Source organism: Mucilaginibacter sp. (assembly GCF_041663085.1).
Taxonomy (GTDB): domain Bacteria; phylum Bacteroidota; class Bacteroidia; order Sphingobacteriales; family Sphingobacteriaceae; genus Mucilaginibacter.
Genome location: NZ_JBAZRC010000076.1, coordinates 1 through 21383 on the forward strand (window position 1 = coordinate 1; position 21383 = coordinate 21383).

Consider the following 21383-nt stretch of genomic DNA (forward strand, 5'->3'; position numbering starts at 1 on the left):
TAAACAGGATAACGACGCGGACGACGTAAGCGACCCTGAAGACCTTGACGCCAAACTGGATGTACGCAGCCTGTTAGAAAGATTTAAACAGGAAGCGCATTAAATGCCCCAGCAGTAAAGCATCATTTATATTTTTCTGAAATGTCAATTTTTTGAAAAAAATAAAAAACTCCATAGTAGATGCGCTGCAACAAAAAAAATTAACTTTGAGTAAATAACCTATTATTTACTTAAACAACACAATGAAAAACCTAAACAATTTTGGTGCAATTGAACGGCTTACTAGGGCGGAAATGAAAAACGTAAGGGGTGGGCTTGTGCAACCTGGTGGGCCTGGTGGGCCAGTTGATGGTGGTGGTGATGGTGGTAGTCGTTGTTCTACAGCGTCATGTACTTTGAATGACAACGAATATGTATATTCAGGAACCTGTGGCTCGTTTTCTTCAATCCCTGGATCCTGCGCATGCGTAACAGTTGCTGGCCCATATTCCCCAAAAGGCGGCACCAGCCATTGTGTGATATAAACATTTTAAATCATGCTTGAGGTGCAAATCAAATCTTCGCTTTTATTAAGAAACGAATTTTAAACGCTGTTTTTGATCACGATGCGAGCGAAACGCATTTAAAAATCTCCCAGATCGAAAACTTCTTGAAGGGCTTTATTGATAATAAATATTGGGTTTGTAACTCAAATGTTAAATGGACAAAGCGTGGCTTTTATTCAACTTAGAGGCTCTTTTTAATTAAGTACCAAAATGACTAAAAAAACTTTTTTGATAATACTTCTTTTTACTGTTTTAGGCTGTGATGATAAGAATTTAGAAAGTAAGGTTATTATAAATGGGAATATTGATAACCATAAAAGTGGGAAAATATATTTAGTTGATATGGCAAAAAAAGATATCATTAAAGATTCCACAACGGTTGTTAACGGTCATTTTAATTTTACCCGTAAACCCACATCTTCATTTTTGCCTTTTGAAGCAATGCTGTGCATGTGGGATGATTATAAAGGGATGAAATATTTACGGCCAATAGGTTTTGTAAACCCTTATAAAAAAAAATATTTTGAAAGCATATTTTATGTGGACAGAGGCACAACTTTTATTGCTAACAAGCACAATGTAAACAATCTCCAGGTTTATGAAATTAAAGGGAGTAAACAAAACGAGCCATATTACAAACACCTTGAGTTTGGTAATCTGGATAAAAATCAAAGCATTACTGAACGGAAAAGAATAATAGCTGATGACTTAAATTTGATAGCAAAATATCCTTATTCCTTTTATTTTTTAAACATGCTATATATGAATCGTGAATTATATACAAGCGATGAATTAAATTTGTTATTAGGGGGATTTGAGGAAGAAGCTAAAGTTTTTTTACCGTACAACAAATTGAAGGCTTGGCTACGGTACAAGCAAAAAGGCAAAACATCTTTAACGGATATAATCCTGAAAAATGAAAAAGGTGTTAACAAACCTGTTTTTGATTCTACTGCAAAAATTAACATGCTGGTGTTTTGGGCCAGTTGGTGCGGCCCTTGCCGCAAAGAAATACCAAACTTAAAAGAGATATATCTAAAATACCATAACAAAGGGCTTTCTATAACTAATATCTCATTAGACAATAATGAAAAAAAATGGCAAAATGCTTTAGCCGTTGAAAAAATGCCTTGGAAACAACTTATAACAAATGACTCTGCAAAGAATACATTTGATTTGGAATATAATACAACCGCCATACCTGTAGTAGTACTAATTAATAAAAAAGGGGAGGTAATTACGCGTTTTTCAGGGCTTTTGTCTAAAGAAAAGTTTTACAAATCCCTATCCTTCTTAGATGAAAACTAATAACAACTATCCGTAATTTGGTTTTAATTCTCTGCTTGAGAGAGTAATAGCCCATTGCACAGTGCTGTTTTGAACCAAATGACGGATAGTCATTATAAATTTATTGCAAATACACTCCTATTACACCATTTAATACTCTTGCATAACACATTTCTTTACTAAATTGCCCGCAATTCTATTCTATGAAAATATTGTTCGGTATACAGGGTACAGGGAATGGCCACATCAGTCGCGCCCGCGAGATAGTGCCCCTGCTGCAGCAATATGGCGAGGTTGACCTGCTGGTGAGCGGTACCGAAGCCGAAGTAAGTTTATCGCAGCCGCTTAAATACCGTTTCCATGGTTTTAGCTTTGTGTTTGGCAAAAATGGCGGGGTTGATAACTGGGCCACCTTCAAGATCATGAACCTGCGCCGGCTTTGGAAGGATATGCACAGCCTCCCCCTACACGAGTACGACCTCATCATTAACGATTTTGAACCTGTTAGTGCCTGGGCCTGCCGCCTGCAAAAAGTGCCGTCGGTATCGTTAAGCCACCAATGCTCTTTTGTTTCGCAAAAAACGCCCCGGCCAAAAAAATGGAACTATGCCGAATGGCTTTTTAAATATTATTCGCCCACTACGCACCATATAGGTTTCCACTTTGAGCGGTATGACGATTTCATTCACACCCCGGTTATCCGCAGCGATATCCGCAAAATGGAAACCAGCGACCTGGGCCATTACTCGGTTTACCTGCCTGCTTATAGCGACAAAACGCTCATCAAACATTTAAAGGATACCAATGCCGAATGGCAGATCTTCAGCAAGCGCACCAAAACCGCTTACCGCGAAGGCAATGTACAGGTGTTCCCGGTCAATAACGAGGCATTTAACATTAGCCTGGCCAGTTGTACCGGCCTGCTTACCGGCGGTGGTTTTGAAGGCCCTGCCGAAGCTTTATTCCTGGGTAAAAAGGTTTTAATGATCCCCATGCGCGGCCAGTACGAGCAGCAGTGCAATGCCCTGTCGGCCTCAAAACTTGGCGTTGAGGTGATCCATACCATTAATCACGATTTTGCAGCGCGTATCAACAACTGGCTAACAGATGATCGCCGTATTGTGGTTGATTTCCCTGACGAGACCGCGCAGATAGTGGATGAAATGGTGAAGAAGTACGCGAGGAAGTAACAGCATTGGGCGGTGCGATTCCCTCCCATCGGGAGGGTGCAGGGAGGGGTTTATACGCCCCGCCTCACAAAAAAACCCTCCCTACCACTACACACCCCATCACACCCCTCCCCAGGGAGGGAATTTAAGCTACCTGCCCAACACTCTGAATTTTTGTGCTAATTTTGCGCACATTAGCCAGCCCGTATGATCAGTATTTTCAAGATATTTAATCCGCTTAACATATTATGGCTGGCCATTTTACTGTTCATAACGCGCATTGGCTTCATCGCAACCGTGCCGGATAAACTTGAATTTATTTTTGTTGAACCCTTTGCCCGCTTGCTGATCCCGGTATCGTACGAGTACGCCTTCTCGCCGGGGCTTAATGTTTTTTTGGCGGGTGTGCTGGTGCTTGGGCAGGCATTGCTGCTTAACTACCTTGTTAATTTTTACAATCTGCTGGGCAGGTCAACCTTTTTGCCGGCGCTGATGTATGTAACCCTTTCAGCTTTGTTTGCACCGTTTATGGTGTTAAGCGCCCCGCTTATCTGCAATTTTCTGGTGATATGGATGCTGTTTAAGCTCTTCAGCTTTTATAAAAGCGATGATGCCAAATCAACCGCTTACGACTTGGGGATGATCGTGGCTATCGGTTCTATCATTTACCTTCCCTATATCTACCTCTTCCTGTCTATCTGGATAGCGCTGGTTATATTTAAACCTTTTAACTGGCGCGAGTGGGTATCAGGCATACTGGGGTATATCACTATCTTCTTTTTCTTCGCCGTATTTTATTACCTCAATAACAAGTTGGGCAGCTTTTATCATATCTGGGCGCCCCTGGGCACAAAGTTTCCAAATCGTATCAACATCAACTATTACAATTACCTGGTGCTGATACCCGTGCTGCTGCTTTTGGGGCTTTATTTCTTTAAACTGCAGCAAAATTATTACAAAAGCTATGTGCAGGTGCGTAAATCGTTCCAGTTGCTATTTATTATTTTTTTAATTGGCGGCCTGTCCTTTTATGTTAAAACCGAGTTCAACCTGAACCACTTTTTGCTGTGTATAGTACCTGCAGCAGTGTTTTTTTCGTACTATTTTATCAATGCCAATATCCGCTGGCTGTACGAAAGTTTGTATTTATTGCTGCTTATAAGCATCATATATTTTCAGTTTAACACTTTTTAACTTTTACATTCGTTCAAATTTCAGCGGTTATATTAGTTTTGTAGCATGAAATTCGGTGTAGTAATATTTCCAGGCTCCAATTGTGATGAAGATATCATCCACGTTCTTGAAAATGTAATGGGCCAGCAGGTAGTGCGGTTGTGGCATAAAGACCACGATTTGCAGGGTGCTGAGTTTATTGTATTGCCGGGCGGCTTTTCTTTTGGCGATTACCTGCGCTCAGGCGCTATTGCCCGCTTCTCGCCTATTATGCAGGAGGTTATACAGTTTGCAGCAAAAGGCGGCAAGGTTATGGGCATTTGTAATGGATTCCAGATACTGACAGAAGCGGGCCTTTTACCGGGTGCGTTACTGCACAACAAAAACCGCAAGTTTATTTGCCGCAACATTTACATGAAAGCGCAAACCCAAAACTCGCTGGTTACGCAGTTTATTGATCCGCAGCGCGCGTTAAAAATACCTTTGGCACATGGCGAAGGCAATTATTTTGCCGATGCTGATGTGTTGAAAGCGCTAAACGATAACGACCAGGTGCTATTCCGTTATTGCGATGTGGCCGGTAACATTACCGACGAAAGCAATCCTAATGGTTCTATTGAAAATATTGCAGGTGTAACCAACATTACCCGCAACGTGTTTGGCTTTATGCCACACCCCGAGCGCGCTGCTGAAAGCCTTGTAGGTAACGAGGATGGCCTTGCTATTTTTGAATCGATACTGTCATTGGCCCGGGCATAAATGCTAACCCTGGTTATTGATATTGGCAACACTTTTACCAAGATCGCCGTTTTTGATAACGCCGACCTGCTTAAAGTAGAGCAATACCAGCAAACCGGCACTAATGAGATCAACAACTTTATAAGCAATTATAAAATTGCCAGGGTTATCATATCATCTGTAAAAACAGATAAACAACACTGGCAAACCCTGCTTGAAGATAAGTTTACGGCAACCTATTTTAACAGCAGTATAACAGCAGGCATTAACAACCATTACAAAACCCCAAATACACTTGGCGCCGACAGGTTGGCAGCTGTAATAGGGGCGCACGAGTTATACCCTGGTAAAAACAATATAGTAATAAGCGGCGGCACCTGCATTACCTATGATTTTATTGATGCCGGGGCAAATTATTTTGGCGGCAGTATATCACCGGGGTTAAATATGCGTTATAAAGCGGTTAACCATTATACAGCAGCATTGCCTTTAATAGAGCCCGATAAACCCTTTCCCGCCGCATATGGTAATGATACCGCATCCGCCATAACATCGGGGGTGCAAAACGGGGTAAAATACGAGCTGGAAGGCTTTATTAATGAATATATTAAAACAACAACGGGGTATAATATTATACTAAGCGGGGGCGACAGTATTTTTTTTGATACTCTATTGAAAAATAGCATCTTTGCCCCCTATATTAAAATTGAACCTTACCTGGTTCTTAAAGGATTAAACGCAGCTATACAAAAGCATAATGATTAAACATATAAGGTTCGTAATAATACTGTTCTTATTCACCGCAACGGCACTTGGCGTAAAGGCACAATCTACTGCAACCACCAGTTCGCCTTATTCGCGCTATGGCATAGGCAGTATCAGCCCCACGGTATTGCCACAAAACGCAGCAATGGGTGGTATAGGCGTAGCAACCAACCGTATTAACGGTTTCTTTTCAATAAACCCGCTTAACCCGGCATCATATTCATCTATGGGGTTAACTGTTGTTGATATTGGTGTATATGGTGAATTCAATACGCTCGAAAAAACCGGTGTTGCATCACAAAAAAACTCCAACTTCAGGCTTAGCCATATTGCGTTCGGTATACCGGTTTCATCCCGTTCTGCATTTAGCTTCGGGTTAATGCCTTATAGCGAACTGGGTTACAATTACAGACAAGTAAAATCCAACTTTGGCAGCGGTTTGCCGGCCGATACCAACGCTGTAAATTATCTTTACAGCGGCGATGGCGGTTTATCAAAGTTTTATTTGGGTTACGGTATCCGCATAGGCAAGCACTTATCTGTTGGCGCTAATGCATCATACATATTTGGTAACCTTAAAGAAACACAATCAACAGAAGTACCTTCATTAGGCGGTGTGTTAAACTCGCGTATAGAAGAGAGTAACAGTATAACCGGCCTTAACTATGATTTTGGGGCTCAATACACCGTAGATTTTTCTTCAAGGAAGCATTTAACCTTTGGTTATTCGGCATCGGCAAACACAAAGCTAAATACATCAAACAGTTATATTGTTAGCAGCTACTTTAGGGATGCAACAACCGGCAACGAGGATGTTGCTGCAGATACTCTTGTAAATAACCAGCAGCCATCTGCTAAAATACAGTTGCCAATGATAAACCGCTTCGGTATTTCATTTCAAAACGAAGGCAAGTTTTTAGTAGGTGCCGATTATACCATGAGCAATTGGTCTAAACTTGCTGTTGCGGGCGTTAATAAAGGCCTGCGCGATAGTAAAACTATAAACGTGGGCGGCCAGTTTACCCCTAACGTTAACTCGTTATCAAATTATTGGGCTTCTGTTGATTACCGCCTGGGAGCAATTTATGACCAAACATACCTTTACGTAAACAACACCAACATAAAAAGATACGCTGCAACATTTGGGCTTGGGCTCCCTTTAAGGGCAGGCTATAGTAGCTTCTACAAAATAAACATTGGTGCCGAAGTAGGCCGAAGGGGAACCTTGGTTAACGGACTGGTAAAAGAAAATTATGTTAATGTACACCTGTCATTCACGCTTAACGATAAGTGGTTCATCAAAAATAAGATCGATTAACATTGTATAATGCAAAACAGGCTAAAACAACTGTGCATTTATATACCGGCTGTTTTAACAGCCCTGCTTTTAAACGCCTGCGAAAACGATATCAATAAAGTTAAAGCAATAGCCGCAGCTGATGCTACCAAACCTATACAGCGCACTACAGGCGTTACCATGACCATTAGCGACAAGGGGATTGTAAAGGCTCAGCTTATCTCGCCCTTGTTAATAGAATACGCTACCAAAAAAAATCCATACCAGGTAATGCCTAACGGGGTTAGGGTTATACTTTATAATGACTCATTAACAACCGATGGCAATATTGTTGCCGATACAGGCTACTACTATACCGAGAAAAGCCTGGTTGTATTTAAAAAAAATGTAGTGGCAACCAGGAAAGATGGCGCTACCTATAAATCTGAAGAGCTGATATGGGACACCGCCAAAAAACAGTATTACTCAAACCAAAAGGTGGTAATGACCAAACCTAACGGTGATGTAATGAATGCGACCAGCTTTGTCAGCGATGATAAATTACTGCATCCGGTGTTTCAAAACGCTACCGGCGCTATCCAAATGAATGGAGATCTTACGCAATAACAGTATATTTTTCTTACGCAAAATTTTGTGTTATAGAATTTTAGTAAAAATTGTATCTTGCGCCTCTTTTTGAGAAATATAAAACATAGATAATTATATGGGCATAATGGGTTTTTTGCGGGAACGGATGGGAAAGATTCTCGCAATTGTGATTGGTGTAGCGCTTTTAGGCTTTATTGCCGAAGAGGTAGTTCGTTCGGGCAGTTCCTTTTTCAGGGGCGATGCCAACGATATTGGTGAGGTAAATGGTGAAAAAATACCTTACGTTAAATTTAGTGAAAGGTTAGAGCAAAGCACACAGCAGTTTAAGCAACAATCTGGGCAAAACCTTACACCGCAAATTAATAGCTACATACAGGAAACCACCTGGAACCAGTATTTAACCGAATTGTTACTAAACAAGGAGATAGACAGGCTTGGGCTTATTGTAGGTGGTGATGAAACCACATCAATGATTAGTGGCAACAATCCCGATCCGCAGATACAACGTCAGTTTGTTGGCGCCGATGGCCAGTTTGATAAAGCTAAGCTTAACCAGTTTTTAAGTTATTTGCAAACGCCAAAAGCCGATGCAAAACAGATAGAAGCATGGGGCGATTTTGTTAAGCAATTAATTGCGGCAAAAAGGCAGCAAAAATACATGACATTGGTAACCAACGGTCTGTATGTAAACTCGCTTGACGCGCAAGACGATTACCTGGCTAAAAACAAATTAGCCAATTTTAAATATACCGTGCTTGATTATGCATCAATACCCGATGCCAACATCAAATTAACTGATGCTGACTACAGCAACTATTATAACGAGCATAAACCGGAATTTAAAAACCAGCAGGAACTACGCAGTTTTGAATACGTAAGCTTTAACGCTGCACCTTCAAAAGACGATACCGCGGCGGTAAAATCACAGGTTGATAAACTGTTGGTTGATTTTAAAGCTACCCCTAACGACTCGCTTTTTGTACAGATCAACTCTGAAACAAAACCACAGCTTGTTTACCAGAAAAAAGGCCAGTTAGAGCCTAAGCTGGATTCGGTTATGTTTTCGGCAGATAAAGGCTTTATTTACGGCCCATACCTGTCAAACGGCAGCTTTAAAATTGCAAAACTGATCGATTCAAGGGTTGGCCCCGATTCGGTAAAAGCAAGGCACATATTATTAAACCCAACTACCGAGGGTGGCCTTGACAAAGCACTTGCAAAAGCAGATTCACTTAAAAAACTAATTGAAGGCGGCAGGCCGTTTGCAGAGTTAGCCAAAAACTTCTCGATTGATAAAGCATCGGGCGATAAAGGCGGCGATTTGGGTACTTTTGGCCGTGGTGCTATGGTACCAGCATTTGACGATGCGGTATTTAGCGCTCCAAAAGGTGCCTTAAAAGTTGTTACTACTCAATTTGGGGTTCACCTTTACCAGGTCGAAGAGCAAAAAGGTTCATCAAAAGTGGTTAAAGTTGCCGTTGTAGATAAACCTTTAACCGCAAGCAGCAAAACACAATCTGCTGTTTACAGCAAAGCGCAATCGTTCTTAACCTCGTTAACAAACGATAACTTTGATGCCCAGGCTAAAAAAGCAAATTTGCCAATTAAAAATGCCGAAGATGTAAGCGGTACCTCTGCAAGCGTACTTGGTTTAGATAACGCCCGCGAAATTGTAAAATGGGTGTTTAAATCAGAAAAAGGCGCTTTCTCTGACCAGGTATTTGCAGTAGGCGATCAATATGTCATTGCCCGTGTGTCTGCCATCAAACCTAAAGGTATTTTACCTTTAGATGCTGTTAAAAAACAAATAGAACCGGCGGTTCGCATACAGGTTAAAGGCAAACAACTTTCTGATAAATTCCAGTCGGCATTAAATGGTGCTTCAAGCATTGATCAGGTTGCTCAAAAAGCAGGCAGCAAAGTTACACCTTTACAAAACATTGTATTTGCCAACCCGGTTATCCCGGGCTCATCAGCAGAGTATAAAGTTGTAGGTACTGTGTTTGGTTCGCAGCCAAATAAACTATCAAAACCAATTGAAGGCCAGCAAGGCGTTTATGTAATTTCGTTAGATAGCTTTACCAACCCTGCCCAGCTTACCAACAACGTAAGAGAGAAACAAACTTTAGGCCAGGCGCTGTCACAACGCTCGCAGGGGCAGGTGCTTGATGCCCTTAAAGATAAGGCGAATGTAAAAGATAACAGAGCTAAGTTCTTATAAGATAAATTTAAAGTAATTTTGCATCCGGCATCAGCGTTATAGTTGATGCCGGATTTTTTTATTTATACAGATCATGGAAATACAGGAAAACATCATCAATAAAGTTGCACAAAGCGGCCTGGTTACTTTAGACCCCGCACAGTTTTACGCCCCCGGCGAACGTGTGGTTTATGATATAAAAGATAACCTGTTCCACGGACTGATGCTCCGCGAGAAGGACTTCCGTGAGTTTGTAAAAACGCATGACTGGGCGCAATACCAGGGTAAAAACGTAGCCGTAACCTGCACCGCCGATGCTATTGTACCGGCATGGGCATATATGCTGCTGGCAAACCGTTTGGCACCATACGCCCGCCAGGTTGTATTTGGCGACGCCGAAGTATTAGAAACCGTATTATTTGTAAAAGAAGTAGCTGCCCTTGATGTGGAACAATACCGCGACCAGCGTGTTGTGATAAAAGGATGCGGAGATGTGCCTGTACCCGTATCGGCCTATGTAGAGCTAACACAAAGGCTTACCCCGGTTGCAAAAAGCCTTATGTTTGGCGAACCATGCTCTACCGTGCCTATTTATAAACGCAAGGATTAAACCGTACACCGGTAATTGCGTCTATACCAATCACATGAAGAAATACTATATAGTTCTTATACTTATAACCTGCTTTAACCATGCTTTTAGCCAGGAAAAGGCCTATAAAACCAAAGAGGTTGCCTTTCAGGCGGGCGAACAAATAACCTATAAGCTTAAATACGGCATATTCAGCGCGGCCGAAGCTGTTATTAAAGTAGAAAACAGCCCGCTTAAATTTGACGGGCACCCCGCTTTACATATCAATACAACAGCAAAAACTGTAGGCACTTTTAACCTGCTGTTTAAAGTACGTAACGAATACCACTCTTATATTGACCCGGTTACCCTGCTGCCCTACTACTACTCAGAAACCCGGCAGGAATCGAGCTACAGGCATAGTGATAAGGTTACTTTTAACCACGATACCAACGTAATTACTGCCGATAAGGGTAAATTCCCGTTCAAGGGCGATGTATTTGATTTTTTATCGTGCTACTACTTTGCCCGCAATATTGATGTATCTAACTTAAAAATTGGCGAAAAACTTGAGCTGCATTATTTCCTGGAGGATGGGATCCACGCGCTTACCATTACTTTTATGGGCCGCGAGCAGGTAAAATGCGGGCTGGGTACCTTTAACTGTTTAAAATTTAACCCCACAATTATACCCGGGCGTATATTCAGAAAAAATAGTAAGCTATATTTGTGGATCACTGACGATAAGAACCGCATACCCATTAAAGCACACGTAGAATTAATTGTGGGCAGCCTGGTGATGGATCTATCGCAGGCAAGCGGGTTAAAATATCCATTAAACCCGGTAAAAAAATAAAATAAAAAATGATTGAAGTAGGGAGTGTTTTACTGCACGAGGATGTTATTAAAAACAACTTTGTTTGCAATTTAAATAAATGCAAAGGCGCTTGCTGCCTTGAAGGCGACTCGGGCGCACCGTTAAACCACGATGAGCTGGATATTCTTGACGAGATATACCCCAAGGTAAAGCCATACATGACCGCTAAGGGCATTGCAACCGTTGAGAGTGTTGGCACCTATGTAACCGATTTTGAAGGCGACTACACCACCCCATGCGTTGAGGTGAACAAAGAGTGCGCCTATGTGATATGGGAAAACGGCATCACCAAGTGCGCTATCGAAAAAGCGTATGAAGAAGGCGCTATAACCTGGCAAAAACCTATCTCATGCCATTTATACCCCATCCGTATAACCGCCTACCCCGAGTTTGATGTTTTAAACTACGACCGATGGAGCATTTGCAGCCCCGCATGTAGCTTTGGCGACGAACTGCAGGTAAAAGTACATGAGTTTTTGAAAGGCCCGCTTATCCGCAAATATGGCGAAGATTGGTACCGCGAACTGGAAGATACTGTTGCCGGTATCTAAACTTCTTTTCTCAATGTGCCGTCAGGCACATTTCGTTGGTAGCATATTCATTAAATTTACCAAGCGTTCCTCTGGGAACGCCTCGTGGTTATTGATTGTTTCTACCAACCAGAAGTCCCGATGGGACTAAACTTCTGTCGCCGAAAAATCTCACTCGTAGCCCTTAAACTAAGGAACTCAAAATCTTTATAGGGTGATTGCATTGTGCGGCGAGTGGAGAATGATTTGCACGGGTTTTGAAAGTTTAATTGCATTAATAGTTTTCTACGATTTTATAATTACCGTTCTTAGTAATTATTAAATACATCCTTATTCCTATGTCTGTTGCTGGTATAGCAAGTGAGTAAATCAAAGCAATTTGGCCTTTATCTTTATTCTTTTTTGAAAGTTCTGGCAGCATCAAAATCGACCCATATCTTTTCAAATTCCCTCCAAAATTATCTTCAAAAAATGGATTGAAATCACTTGCTTTGAATTCCCTGTTTAACACCGTATCCTGATTATATATCAATAAAACGGTTGAAGCGAAAGGGTGTGTGGTAAAAGCGTGTGGCTTTTTCTCATCCGATTGATATGTTTTGGGCACTATAATACTGCTGTCCCTCAAACAATAATATTTTAAACGAAGATTCAAATTATCACTACCATTGACGATAGTCGTATCAAATGTCTCAACCTGATCATATCTTCCGATTAATCGTTTTCTCTCTTCGGCGGGTGTTGGTGTCGGCTGTTCATCGTCTGGCCGATCTCCTTTTTCCATTTGTTCATCAATTGCTTTTTGCTTATTAACCGAATCTTTTACTTTATTAGTTTTAGACTTCTCGCCATTTTGTACAGAGCTACTGCTACACCTGATAAATAACGTCATCAGTAATAATAAAAAAATGTTGCTCAATCTCAGTTAATGGTTTATTATGTAATTCTATAAGCCTTTGTTTTATAAATATAATGGATACAAAACAAAAAGCCTCCAGGTTTTCATCTAAAGGCTTTCGGCAATCCCGCCATGCCGTTCCCATGGATGGGGTTTAAAGTGGTTCTTAGACTACAAAACTCGAACTTTTTTATGGCTGATTTGCGTTGTGCGGCGGGTTTGGAAGATGATTGCACAATATTTTTAATGTATTACCTATTCAGATACTTCGAAAATTGCATATGGCATAGGAGTTCCATAAAGTTCCATCTTTAGCTGCGGAAATAAAACCCCATTCCCTTGTTAGGAATCCATTTAGTATACACTTTAACGATATCTCTTTCATAATTCACTTTTCGTTCTGTATTTTGCGGCGACATGAATGCCACTGGTAAGCGCTTCATTAACTCACCCGGTCATTGCTTCGCTCGACCACCCTCTCTTCGCTGCGCGGAAAGAGGGTTTAGCTCCATTTATTTTTTCTTCACCCTCTTTGCGAAGCAGAGAGGGTCGCGCACGCAGTGCCACGGGGTGAGTAAACACCTGCGATGCCTTGCATACCGGCTTTAAGCATTTCCATCATCACCATACAAGCTTTTACAATTAATTTAAATAATATTGCATTTTATAATATTTGTTAATGAAAAAGGCTTTAATTACGGGGATAACCGGTCAGGATGGTGCATATTTAGCTGAGTTTTTGCTAAAAAAAGGATACGAAGTACATGGCATTAAACGCAGGTCATCCTCTTTTAATACCGACAGGATAGACCACCTGTACCACGACCCGCACGAAACAGGCGCAAAACTGCTGCTGCATTACGGCGACCTTACCGATTCTATGAACCTAACCCGGCTGATACAGGAGATACAACCGGATGAGATATATAACCTTGGCGCACAAAGCCATGTTAAGGTGAGCTTTGACTCGCCCGAATACACGGCCAATACTGATGGCATTGGTGTTTTACGCATCCTGGAAGCTATCAGGCTACTGGGCCTTACCAAAAAAACCCGCCTTTACCAGGCATCTACCTCAGAGCTTTATGGTTTGGTGCAGCATGTGCCGCAAAGCGAAACCACACCATTCTATCCGCGCTCGCCTTATGCGGTAGCCAAACTTTATGGTTACTGGATCATTGTAAACTATCGCGAAGCTTATGATATGTATGCCTGCAACGGCATCCTGTTTAACCATGAGAGCCCCATACGCGGCGAAACTTTTGTTACCCGCAAAATTACCCGTGCGGTGGCTAAAATTGCCTTAGGCCTGCAGGATTGCCTGTACATTGGCAACCTATCGGCACAGCGCGACTGGGGCCACGCAAAAGATTACATTGTAGCTATGTGGCTGATGCTGCAGCAGGATAAACCCGAAGATTATGTAATTGCAACCGGTGTTACTACCACCGTGCGCGAATTTATTAAAATGGCGTTCAACGAGTTGGGTATCGAGATTGAATTTAGCGGCAAAGACGAGAACGAGAAAGGCGTTATTATTGATATCGACGAGCAAAAAATTGAGTCGTTAGGGCTTAACGCAGATAATTTAAAGTTTGGCCAAACCATTGTTAAGGTAGACCCTAAGTACTTTAGGCCTACCGAAGTCGACTTGCTGATAGGCGATCCGTCAAAAGCAAAAAAACAATTAGGCTGGGAACCGGGTTATGACTTGCAGGCCCTGGTTACCGATATGGTACAATCAGATCTGCACCTGGCTAAAAAGGACGAGCACATGAAAAAGGGCGGCTTTAAAACATTAAACTATTTTGAATAGTTTACCCATCAGCATAATATGAAGAGAATATTTATCAGCATTACGCTATTATTGATTACGGCAGGTATTGCCCGGTCACAATCGGTATACCAGCCCTACTCATATGATTTTTATCAAAAGTTTAATGCTGATGCTTATTCAACAAAAACCCGCCTGCATACGGCCATGAAACCGTTTTTTGTTGACGATTCTTTATTGATGCATCAATACGATTCTATCATTAATTATGGCAGCGATGGTTCAAACAAAAGCTTTTTATACCGCAAACTGTTTAACGAGCATTTAATAGATATAAAAAGCCAAAACTCTACCTTTTATGCCGACCTGCTGCCCGACTTTAGCATAGGGCGCGATTTTTCTAATAAAAACAACACCTGGTTAAGTTCAATAGGCCTGCAAATTGGTGGTACCGCGGGTAAAAAATTCTCATATAACGTTTCGGGCTATTTAAACCGCGCCCAGGTACCCAACTATATTTCTACCTACATCAGGCAGGTAGGCATTGTACCGGGGCAGGCTTATGCGGGTACTTATAATAACAAGCCTAACGATTATGCATGGGATTACATTGCCGCAACGGTATCATACACGCCGGTTAAGTATCTTAATATCTCGGCCGGGCGCGATAAAACCTTTATAGGCGATGGATACCGCTCACTGCTGTTATCAGACTACGCATCGCCGTACCCGTTCTTTAAACTTACAGCCAACCTGGGCAACGTAAAATACATGGCCATGTGGGCTTATTTTAACGACCCGGCGGGTACCAGCAATTTAAATATCGACCGTAACAAATGGGGCATATTTCATTACTTAGACTGGAACGTTAACAATCGCCTGTCGTTTGGGTTCTTTGATTCCATCATCTGGGCCAATACCGACGATCAGGGCCACACCCACGGGTTCGATTTTAGCTACATCAACCCCGTAATATTTTTAAGGCCTATAGAGGCCGCTAACGGTTCGCCGGATAACGCGCTGATAGGCCTTACCACTAAATACAAATTAACAGACGGCATTACGGCATACGGCCAGTTTTCGCTCGATGAATTTACCGCTAAGGAGTTTTTCTCGAACCCGGGCTATTCAAATAATAAATTTGGCTACCAGCTGGGTATAAGGGGCGCAAATTTATTTGGCGTAACAAACCTTAACTACCTGTTAGAAACCAACACCGTAAGGCCGTATACGTATTCTGAGCGCTCAAGCATCCTCAACTACTCGGCAAATAGCGAGCCTTTGGCGCATCCATGGGGAGCAAACTTCCGCGAGGTTGTAGGCCTGCTCAATTACTCATATAAACGGTTCGACCTGATGGGCGAGGTTGATTACGGCCGCTATGGCCTCGATATGAATAATATCAACTATGGTAAAGACATTTTCAACCCTTATACCAACCCGGCGTCAACATACGGCAATACCATTGGCCAGGGGTTAAAAACCAATATGGTTTATCTGCAAGGCAAAGTTGGCTACCTGCTTAATCCTAAATATAACCTTAGGCTTGAGCTTGGCGGCATTTACCGCACCGAAAAAAACAGCGACTTTAACGATAAAACAGCCATGATCACCTTTGGCATCCGCAGCTCGTTCCGCCAGGTGTATAATGATCTGGCCAGTTACAAAACGCATTAAAAAAAATAATAGGGATGTTTTTTAATACGACTTATCAGTTCATATTAAAACTCGTCCGTATCATCCAATAAAGCAGGTAAGGTGTGGGGGTGGTTTTAAATGTGGTTAAACTACAAAACAATATAATAAGGGAGATAGCTCTCATAGTTAGTAGAGCGTTGAATTGTTGATATTTTAGCTTGCAGTTACTATTACCAATTAAAGTAATTAATGAAAATTTCTGTTAATATTCGTCAGAAAGAGGGAATGGAAAATTTTCATCAAATTTTTTCTGATTTTTAAAATAGGTACAATCTTTTGGTAAAATAAAAAAGTCCATTGTTAAATTATATGGAGTTTTAATTTGGGTAAAAATTCGATTTCTTCTAATTGTCTTTATTAATTTATCCATATTAACCGATAGTTCTGCATGCTCAGTAACATTTTCAATAATTAAGCCTTGTAGTTTTTTAGAGTTAAAAGAAAAGGGCGTATGGGAATTTATTAAAGGTGCGACAAATAGAAATGAATATAAGGTATCAAAAGGTACTACTACGTTATGCTCGTTTAAGATGCTATCTACATAGCTTATGATTACTTTCTTACAGCGGAGATTATTGATTACGCTATCTTCTTCCGCATATGTAGTATCAACCTTCAAATAATGACGATTGATATCTTGCTGAAATAAAAGCTTGCCCGAAAAATTCTCGATCTTTGTTGCTATTGCACAATATTTACCATTCGCATCAATACGATATCTATATGCAACTTGGTCACCCTGAGCCTTAATAATAGAATCGAAGCTTTCCAATCTAAAACAGTCATTCCCGACTATTAATTTGGCAATTTCGATTTCTCCATTGATATAAGTTAGTTCACGAAAGCTTTGGGCATTACAAAAATTAGCACATAACAATAAGAATAGCAGCCAAGTAGAATATTTCATAGATCACTCCCATTTAATGAGGTTTTGTTTGTCTTTACATTTAAAAACACAACGCGTTGTAATAAAACATCGATTAATTATTTGGCAAATGCGGTATTACGAGCCGGTTAATTACCCTTCTTTTAAAAAATCATATTCTGGGTAATATTCTAATGGTTCAATTGGCATCAGTTCAGCAGGTACCATAGGGCTTTTTAAATCAATTTCGTACCCCTTTATCCAGGCCAATTTGCAAAAGCCCGCCGTATCAACAGAAAAAAACTTGTGTATACCAAGAAAATCTTTATTCCTCTTTTTTGCGGTCGCGATAAAATCTTCCAGCCCTTTTCTTATCAATTCTTCATCTTTTGCTTTAAAGCCATTCAATATATCAATAATGCCGGCATACATCGCGAATTGTTTCATCTTTACAAAACGCGTCAGGCAATGAATATTCCAGTCTAATTTATCCCAGTTTTCGGCTAAGATGTTTTGTATACAGTTTGAATACTGATAAGGCATACTGGTGTCATTATTTATTTTATTTATTAACCGGCTGTACCGCTCAATCAGCGCTTTATTATCCGAAAACATAGCGAAACTTATCTCTAACATGCCATTATCCATTACACGTCTATCATACGTATCGCTCATGTAGGCGGCAATCCAGGCCGCTTTATAGAACGATGCCCTGGCTTTTTTATAATCGTGCTCGATATACATCTGATAAAGAGCATAATCAATATTTGTGTATTCTAAAGGCCCAATATAAAAATATGCCCCATCGGGTTCCTTCATTTTTTCAAAGTAAACGGCCTCATCTTTTAAGCTATCAGCATATCTATTTTTTAAGTGTTCAAATTTGTCCATTCTTACTATTTAATGTTAGTAGTACTATTGCTTTTAATAAGATATTACACATTATAATCCATATTTATCCAGTTTTAAAACTACTATTTCTTTAGTCGATTTATCTACGGCTGTTACTGTTTTAGCTATCTTTGTTCGATTAATATCCAGTACATTTCCCAGGTTTTTTATTGCGGCATTAGCATCGGTTTTCATTTTGCGAATCGTTTGCTCTATCCATTCGGTACTCATTTGTGCCGCTAAACCGGTGCTTATATTGCCTGGGGTTAACTTAATATTCCCAATACTGCCTATTTGCTTAGCTTCGTTAATAATAATTTCGGTTGGGTTGGTTAAACCGCCTTTAATATATACGCCATCAAAACCATTATTACTGCCAATTTTCGATTCATATTTTACAAACCCATTGCGTTGTAACAACGCATCGGCTAATTGCTCAGTTTTGGTGCCTGCAGCATCTCCATATTGTGCAATATCATCAATCAGGTTTTTTAAAGTACTTTCTGTTGGAGCTATGCGTAACCCAAACCTATCAATCAAATAACCACTAATGTTTGTGAGGGTTTTATCAGCTGGTTTTATGGCTTTTAAGGTAACTATAGCCGCGTGGTCAAATACATTAACGGCCATTTTAACCAGGCGGAGCTCTCTGCCAGCTTTAATGGCCCTATATGCAACCTTGCCCGCAGCATTTGCTAAAGGCACTGTTTTTACAGATACTTTAACCCACTTGCCCGCTGTAGATGCCCAGCCAATAACGGGTATTGCGGCAGATACGCTCAATGCACAGTTTATTTTATCGCCTTCAATAAAGTAAATGCCCCCATTTATTAAATCTGCAGCATCTCCTATAACGGGTACAAACCCGGCAACGTCAAATATAAAGTGGACTTTCCCTCCTAAAACATTCCAAAACGCATTTCCATATATTTGAGCTTTTGTCCAATCCGGGTGCTGGTAAGTTAATATTTCTGCTTCTCGTACATAATCGATAGACATCAATACCCCGATTTTCGACATGATTATTTGTGGCCCTCCTGTTATAGGATCGCCGCTTTCTATTTGCTCTATAATTTGCGGGGAATTTGTAAAGGCGGCTAATACGTCCGTATAATAAACTTTGGTTCCCGTTGCGGGGTCTATGTAAGAGCTCTCGTTGTCCGTATAAATAACAGCAGGCGGTGGGGTATAAATTATGGTGCTGTTACCAAAATAAGATGGCATAGATATAGGCCAGTTTGAGGTGTTTGATGGAGCACCTGTATTACCTGGTGGGGCAGTTGTGGCATTGGGCCCCTTATTGCCTATGCTGTAATTAAAGCCTGTTGTCATGGTACCGCCATCTGCATCCGGTTTAAAGTAGGCTTGTATATCTTTGCCGTCGGCGCTGATGATAGTAGTTACCTTACCATGGTAGTATACTCCATTAACATTGACAAAGTCATCATACGGCGGATATACTGTGTAACCTAAGCCCTTTAAATAGTCCAGCATTGCATTAAAGTTGGCATCGGGCACTACAGCATTTGAATTATTAATGCCAAAAATAGGTTTCTTTTTTGTTGCTGGCTTTATTGTGCATGGGTCATCTGGTGCGGGCTGCGGAAAGCCACCACCATCAACGGGCAATTTTTGCACCTTGATGGTATTAACAAATTTACCATCTTTGATAGTTTGTACATTTACAGGGGGGCATGGATCGTTTGGTGAGCCATCAGGGGGGCCGCCTCCGCCACTGCCCGGCGAACCACCGCCCGGATTAGATGGCATAGTTGGATTGCCCGGATCGGGAGTTTCCACCACCTCATTATGACAATCAGATTCGCCTATCCATACCCAATGGTAACCGCCTCCTTCATCATTCGGCACACGCTGAAACCATTCGGTACAAACTTCAACAAACTCCATTGAATTGCTTTTTATACTTTGGGTGGTTTGGCGCGTGGGTGTATAAGCCTCATCCATCAATTGCCCTTTAATAACACCGCTTTTGTAGGTATAGCCGTTAACAAACTCTCCTTGTGGCGTGGTGTAATAAACCATACCGCTAAAGTTGGCATCGTGGTTAGCGTAACTGTTATTCGCTAACTTTGTTGTATCACCTTTCAAATATTCAGGATAGCCAACAATAGTCATCACGTAGGCATTATACGTTTCGCCCCGTTTTAGTATCAATACCGAACTGCGGCTGCTGCTTTGCGGCACCGACTTCACTTTGAGCCCTATTGCCGAAGCCGCATCCACCGGCACTTCTATTACATCGTCATTAAAACGGGTATAATTTTTTGCATCCGCCCAATCGGGGTTAAAAAACTGGCTTAAGTCAAAGTTATCGCCAACGGCATTTGTAGTCTGTCCTGATTTTTTCTCCTGTTTAGGGAAGCTGTTTTCGTACCAGCTTTTTGCTTTAGCAACATTAGGGTCGGTGATTGTTGCAGAGGGCTTGTCACTAAGTTTGGAAATGTCCTTACGGCAACCATAAATTACAGCAACAACTGCGATAAGTAATACAGCACACAGTTTAAAAATAGCGCCGGTACTGCCAGGATAGAGTTTTTTCATATAACAGGTAAAGGGTTTACCCGACAAAAATATAGTAAATTTTTGTGATAAAAAACACGTAAAACTACGTGATTTTACAACAAAAAATTTGGGGTAAAATTGGGGTTACGCAGGCTACATTTCCCCTTTTATGGCACTTATATCGCAGGGTCTCTTTCAGAACACCCTACACCCGCACCCAAATTTTCGCAGCCACCCCGAGGCAACAAAACTCTGCTGTTCCATTTTATTAAAAAGCGGAACAAAATGGAACAAGCGTAAATTTATAACAATTTATAAACCAAACGATTAATTAAATTAAGCCATATTTCAATGGTTAAACCATACCGCCTAAAAAGGGCGAACTAAAGTCGAAAAAAGGCTAAAAAAATCAGTTTATTGCTGCTAAATTTCTTGTCTCATTTCTTAAAAAGCGGAACAAAACCCCATTTTTATAACAATCTGCACTACAATACTTTAACTAAAAACCGGGAAGCATCTGTTTAGATAGAGAACCGCATTAAAAACACTAACAAATTCACTATCAACATGTTCCGTTTGTCCCACTTGTTCCATTTCTTAATGGAACAGAACGTGAAAGATATCCTGATACTGAAAAGGTTTTCCGGGCTAATTACGCCGGTTTCATTTCGCCTTTTATAGCCCTCAAAAATTCGTTGGCATGTTGCGAGCCGATGATGTAAACAAGGCCGTCCCTATCGGTTAGGTGTATGGCATCGTTACCGGCCGCGTAAAAGCGGATGGTGCCTTTGGTGTGCAGGTTATAAACAGGGTTATTAAACAGGTAGCGGCTGTACGATCCTTTTTCTACCTTCACAATGCTGTTCAGGTCAATCTTTACCCTGCGTGTACTCCATAAACCATCAAGCAAAATACTTTTATTGATAACCCGGGTGCTAAAGTGCAGCAAAAAACCCATGATGATGGATATGATGATGATAACAAGCCTACTATAGCC

The 21383-nt window shown here is 41.1% G+C and carries 19 protein-coding genes; 13 read left to right on the forward strand and 6 right to left on the reverse strand.

Annotated elements, in window-relative coordinates:
• Positions 1-755: 755 nt before the first annotated feature.
• From WC615_RS14195 to WC615_RS14245, 11 genes are all read left to right on the forward strand, one after another.
• Positions 756-1853: a thioredoxin-like domain-containing protein gene (locus WC615_RS14195; RefSeq protein WP_372978750.1), complete on the forward strand. Its 1098-nt coding sequence runs from the start codon at positions 756-758 to the stop codon at positions 1851-1853.
• A 182-nt stretch (positions 1854-2035) separates the two neighbouring features.
• Entirely contained in the window at positions 2036-3022 is a 987-nt protein-coding gene (locus tag WC615_RS14200) for a glycosyltransferase family protein (protein ID WP_372978751.1), read from the forward strand.
• 186 nt (positions 3023-3208) lie between these two features.
• Entirely contained in the window at positions 3209-4195 is a 987-nt protein-coding gene (locus WC615_RS14205; RefSeq protein WP_372978752.1) for a DUF6427 family protein, read from the forward strand.
• A gap of 45 nt (positions 4196-4240) precedes the next feature.
• Positions 4241-4933, forward strand: a complete 693-nt coding sequence (purQ, locus tag WC615_RS14210) for a phosphoribosylformylglycinamidine synthase subunit PurQ (RefSeq protein WP_191176954.1) — start codon at positions 4241-4243, stop codon at positions 4931-4933.
• Positions 4934-5677, forward strand: a complete 744-nt coding sequence (locus WC615_RS14215; RefSeq protein WP_372978753.1) for a type III pantothenate kinase — start codon at positions 4934-4936, stop codon at positions 5675-5677. It abuts the gene before it with no gap.
• Entirely contained in the window at positions 5670-6995 is a 1326-nt protein-coding gene (locus tag WC615_RS14220) for a hypothetical protein (protein WP_372978754.1), read from the forward strand. Before WC615_RS14215 ends, WC615_RS14220 begins: the two co-directional genes overlap by 8 nt.
• Positions 6996-7004: 9 nt before the next feature.
• Positions 7005-7580: an LPS export ABC transporter periplasmic protein LptC gene (gene lptC / locus WC615_RS14225; protein WP_372978755.1), complete on the forward strand. Its 576-nt coding sequence runs from the start codon at positions 7005-7007 to the stop codon at positions 7578-7580.
• A 106-nt stretch (positions 7581-7686) separates the two neighbouring features.
• Positions 7687-9783, forward strand: coding sequence for a SurA N-terminal domain-containing protein (locus WC615_RS14230; RefSeq protein ID WP_372978756.1), 2097 nt, complete (start codon positions 7687-7689; stop codon positions 9781-9783).
• Positions 9784-9856: 73 nt separating this feature from the next.
• Complete coding sequence (locus WC615_RS14235) at positions 9857-10372, forward strand: DUF2480 family protein (protein WP_372978757.1); 516 nt, start codon at positions 9857-9859, stop codon at positions 10370-10372.
• Between the two features lie 34 nt (positions 10373-10406).
• Positions 10407-11186: a DUF3108 domain-containing protein gene (locus tag WC615_RS14240; protein ID WP_372978758.1), complete on the forward strand. Its 780-nt coding sequence runs from the start codon at positions 10407-10409 to the stop codon at positions 11184-11186.
• Between the two features lie 8 nt (positions 11187-11194).
• The gene (locus WC615_RS14245; RefSeq protein ID WP_372978759.1) at positions 11195-11758 is read left to right on the forward strand and encodes a DUF3109 family protein; all 564 of its coding nucleotides are present in this window, start codon (positions 11195-11197) and stop codon (positions 11756-11758) included.
• Positions 11759-12011: 253 nt separating this feature from the next.
• Here the strand turns inward: WC615_RS14245 and WC615_RS14250 are convergent, their stop codons facing one another.
• Positions 12012-12629 (reverse strand): hypothetical protein, encoded by a 618-nt coding sequence (locus WC615_RS14250; RefSeq protein ID WP_372978760.1) that lies wholly within the window; start codon positions 12627-12629, stop codon positions 12012-12014.
• Complete coding sequence (locus WC615_RS14255; RefSeq protein ID WP_372978761.1) at positions 12607-12780, reverse strand: hypothetical protein; 174 nt, start codon at positions 12778-12780, stop codon at positions 12607-12609. Before WC615_RS14255 ends, WC615_RS14250 begins: the two co-directional genes overlap by 23 nt.
• A 534-nt stretch (positions 12781-13314) precedes the next feature.
• On the opposite strand from WC615_RS14255, the gene gmd reads away from it, so the two are divergent.
• Together gmd and WC615_RS14265 are read left to right on the forward strand one after the other, a co-directional pair.
• Entirely contained in the window at positions 13315-14451 is a 1137-nt protein-coding gene (gmd, locus tag WC615_RS14260) for a GDP-mannose 4,6-dehydratase (protein ID WP_372978762.1), read from the forward strand.
• Positions 14452-14469: 18 nt separating this feature from the next.
• Positions 14470-16086 carry a gliding motility protein RemB gene (locus WC615_RS14265; RefSeq protein WP_372978763.1) on the forward strand — a complete coding sequence of 539 codons (1617 nt, stop codon included), beginning with the start codon at positions 14470-14472 and terminating at the stop codon, positions 16084-16086.
• A gap of 223 nt (positions 16087-16309) precedes the next feature.
• Here WC615_RS14265 and WC615_RS14270 read toward each other — a convergent pair whose 3' ends face one another.
• The 4 genes from WC615_RS14270 to WC615_RS14285 form a co-directional block, all read right to left on the reverse strand.
• Positions 16310-17014 (reverse strand): hypothetical protein, encoded by a 705-nt coding sequence (locus WC615_RS14270; RefSeq protein ID WP_372978764.1) that lies wholly within the window; start codon positions 17012-17014, stop codon positions 16310-16312.
• 111 nt (positions 17015-17125) lie between these two features.
• Complete coding sequence (locus WC615_RS14275; protein ID WP_372978765.1) at positions 17126-17863, reverse strand: Imm49 family immunity protein; 738 nt, start codon at positions 17861-17863, stop codon at positions 17126-17128.
• Between the two features lie 51 nt (positions 17864-17914).
• The gene (locus WC615_RS14280) at positions 17915-20425 is read right to left on the reverse strand and encodes a hypothetical protein (RefSeq protein ID WP_372978766.1); all 2511 of its coding nucleotides are present in this window, start codon (positions 20423-20425) and stop codon (positions 17915-17917) included.
• Positions 20426-21038: 613 nt separating this feature from the next.
• Positions 21039-21383, reverse strand: a 345-nt coding sequence (locus tag WC615_RS14285; RefSeq protein ID WP_372978767.1) for a hypothetical protein, incomplete at its 5' end; no start/stop codon positions are given.